General features: G+C 67.2%; 2 protein-coding genes, 1 tRNA gene and 1 pseudogene. 1 reads left to right on the top strand and 3 read right to left on the bottom strand.

What is annotated here, in order from left to right; translation table 11 throughout:
• Positions 1-123: 123 nt before the first annotated feature.
• Positions 124-372, bottom strand: a complete 249-nt coding sequence (locus ACFWF3_RS34225; protein ID WP_378638529.1) for a hypothetical protein — start codon at positions 370-372, stop codon at positions 124-126.
• A gap of 303 nt (positions 373-675) precedes the next feature.
• Here ACFWF3_RS34225 and ACFWF3_RS34220 point away from each other — a divergent pair, with 303 nt between their 5' ends.
• Positions 676-1,644: a GlxA family transcriptional regulator gene (locus ACFWF3_RS34220; RefSeq protein ID WP_379318168.1), complete on the top strand. Its 969-nt coding sequence runs from the start codon at positions 676-678 to the stop codon at positions 1,642-1,644.
• A 16-nt stretch (positions 1,645-1,660) separates the two neighbouring features.
• Here the strand turns inward: ACFWF3_RS34220 and ACFWF3_RS34215 are convergent.
• Both ACFWF3_RS34215 and ACFWF3_RS34210 read right to left on the bottom strand, forming a co-directional pair.
• Positions 1,661-1,751 (bottom strand) — tRNA-Ser (locus ACFWF3_RS34215).
• A 46-nt stretch (positions 1,752-1,797) separates the two neighbouring features.
• Positions 1,798-1,888 (bottom strand): annotated as a pseudogene (locus ACFWF3_RS34210) (nucleoside deaminase); the annotation flags it as partial.

Below are 1,888 nucleotides of genomic sequence, written 5' to 3'. Positions count from 1 at the left end.
TGCCCTATATCGACATCGTGGGCTCGCGGCTGCGCGTGGTCCAGGCCTAACAGCGGCTGGTCGCGCCGCTACCGCATGGCTGAGCGTCTACGGCCGGGTAACTCGTGTTCCCCGGCCGTTTCGCTACTGACTCGGCTGCGGCACTTGGCATTCGGTGACGCGCGGATTGAGCCCGATGTAGTTCGCGGGCCCCGCCGCGGCGGTGACCGCGATGGTCGCCCAGTCCGAACACTGCTTGGGCAGGTGAGCGAAGTGGTGCCGCTGGCCGGCCGCGAGCAGCCCGACAGCGACCCAGCCGAGCACGATGAGAACCAGAAGTTTTCCCCCGAGCCCGATTCCGGACTTCGCGGGTGGCGGCTGTCGCCCGCGCATAATCATCGTTCCTTCCCGGATTCGGTGTAACCCAGTCTATTACGCGAGGAATACACCGCAGGTCGGACGAGGTGAATACCCGACGACAGATCTTGCCGCTACCGGGTGGTCCGCGCTCCCCCGCACCGCGACTTCCGGCTTTCCGGCCGAGCCGCGACAGGTGGGCGGATGCCGTGCCGGATCGCGTTCGCGGTGTGGATTCCGATGGCGAAGTCCTTGAGTTGCTTCAACATATCTCCATGGTCGGACTTCCGTGTCATCGGGAGAAGTGGCATAGATGACGACTATCGCTAAGATTTAGACATGAGGTCTGTCTCCGTGCTGGCGTACGACGGGATGACGGCGTTCGAAACCGGCATCGTCATCGAGGTCTTCGGCCTGACCTGGCCCGATATCGAGCAGCCCTGGTACGAGCTGAAAATCTGCACCGAAACCCCCGAACCCGTCCGCGTGATCGGCGGCGCGACCATGACCAGCCCCTACGGTCTCGCGGAATTCGCCGCCGCCGACACGGTCGTGGTCCCGAGCGTCGCCGACCCGCGCGCGCGGACCTCGCCGGAATTGATCGACGCGCTGCGCCGGGCGCACCGCAACGGCTCCCGGATCGTGTCGATCTGCTCCGGCGCGTTCGCCCTGGCCGCCGCCGGCCTGCTCGACGGCCGCCGGGCCACCACGCACTGGCGATACGCCGACCTGCTGCGCGAGCGCTACCCCCTGGTCGAGGTCGACCCCGAGCCCCTCTACACCGACGAAGGCGACATCCTGACCAGCGCGGGCTGCGCCGCCGGGCTGGACCTGGCGCTCCATCTGGTTCGCAACGACCTGGGCGCGTCCGTCGCCAACGCCGTCGCCCGCCGCCTCGTCATCCAGCCCCACCGCGCGGGCGGCCAAGCTCAATACATCGAATCGCCCATGCCGCCCGAACCCCTCGACGCCCCCATCGCCCGCAGCCTCTCCTGGGCGCTCGAACACCTCGCCGACCCGATCGGCGTACCCGATCTGGCCCGGGTCGCAGGACTCTCACCGCGCACCTACCTGCGCCATTTCGTCCGGGAAACCGGGGCGACGCCGAGCAAATGGTTGATCGCCCAGCGGATTCAGGCGGCACTGGCCATGCTCGAGACCGGCGACGCACCCATCGAGGAAATCGCGACCGCGGCCGGTTTCGCCACCCCGGTCACCTTCCGGCACCATTTCACGCGAGCCGTGCGGACCTCGCCGTCGTCGTACCGGCGCACATTTCGGACAAGAAAAAGCCCCCCACCTGCGTGAACAAGTGAGGCGCTCGTGGCGGTGGCGGAGGGATTTGAACCCTCGGAGGGGGGTTACCCCTCACACGCTTTCGAGGCGTGCTCCTTAGGCCGCTCGGACACGCCACCGCCGACTACGGTACCGGAGTGGGTGCGAGATTGTTAAATCGGCTGGTCAGCGCTGGTTTTTGAAGAAGGTGTCGAGGAGGGCGACACAGTCCGGTTCGAGGATGCCGCCGCGGACTTCGGGGCGGTGGTTGAGGCGG

The sequence above is a fragment of the Nocardia sp. NPDC060220 genome (assembly GCF_042727815.1).
Taxonomy (GTDB): Bacteria; Actinomycetota; Actinomycetes; order Mycobacteriales; family Mycobacteriaceae; genus Nocardia.
Note: the sequence above shows the minus strand (reverse complement) of the source record. Positions and strands in the feature narration are given on the sequence as shown.